This window comes from Paenibacillus sp. EKM301P (assembly GCF_011800295.1).
Lineage (GTDB): Bacteria > Bacillota > Bacilli > Paenibacillales > Paenibacillaceae > Paenibacillus > Paenibacillus polymyxa.
The window spans coordinates 1-1,064 of record NZ_JAALFM010000054.1 but is presented as its reverse complement, the minus strand read 5'-3'; the positions used below and the strand labels follow the sequence as shown (position 1 = coordinate 1,064).

1 protein-coding gene is annotated in these 1,064 nt (G+C 50.2%); it reads right to left on the bottom strand.

The window, feature by feature from the left end:
• Positions 1-1,064, bottom strand: a 1,064-nt coding sequence (locus HFD99_RS24775; protein ID WP_238797297.1) for a condensation domain-containing protein, incomplete at both ends; no start/stop codon positions are given.

Genomic DNA, 1,064 nt, shown 5'->3' with positions numbered 1-1,064 from the left:
TATCCGCCACTTGGTCTTTCAATGAAGTATCCGCTCCAGGTAACAACGTCTGCTGTTCAAAGCCCGCCAAATAACTGTTCCAATACTCTTTTGCCGCACGTTCATCTTGACGCTCTAGCCATTCGATATATTGGCCATACGGTGTAATCGGAGCAAGCTCCGGCTGTTTCTGCTCCAGCAGCGCAAAGTACGTACCAAACACCTCGCCCGTAACAAGCGATAAGCACCAGCCGTCCATGACAATGTGATGGAAGCTCCAGACCAAGTGATACGTTTCTTCATCGGTCTGCAACACTTGTACGCGCATCAGTGCATCCGTACCGAGATTGAAGCCTCTCGCCTGATCCTCCTGCTTAAACGTCTGGATATATGCCTGTTGCTCCGCTTTCGGCATGTTGCGTATATCCTCGAAGGAAAGATCGCTATTTTTATGACGGAACACGATTTGCAATGGCTCCAGACCGTGTCCTGTCTCAAATTGATGGAAATTCGTCCGCAGCGCTTCATGACGCTGTGTCAGCAGATCCAGACTCTTACGGAAAATAGCAACATCAAAGCTACCTTTTTGATCAAACGACGCTTGCTGGAAGTATGCGCCTGAGTCCGGCTCCATCAGACTATGGAACAGCATCCCCTTCTGCATGGGAGAAAGAGCATACACATTTTCCAGTTCGCCCACAGAAGCCGTTTGCTCCGTCAATTGCTCCAGCTGCTCCAGTGTCAAGCCTTTGAACAAGACATCGCTTGGCGTTAGCTCACTCCGCTCTTGGGAGGCACAATGCTTGATGACTTCCTGCAAGCTTTCCTGCAATAGCCGGGCAAACTTCTCTACGTTTTGCTGTTGGTATACATGGCTGTCATAACGAATTTCCAGGGTCAGCACGCCTGCTGTAATCATGCCGTTCACATTCAGCGGCTGCTCCAGTACGGTGCGGTCACTCAACGGCTCTCCACCTGGATGTGAAGACAGCGTGATCTCCCCATTTTCCAAGTCCTGATCAAATTGTCCCAAATAGTTAAAGCTGATCTCAGGCTGCAGGCTCCAGGAAGAGGTAGCATCATCC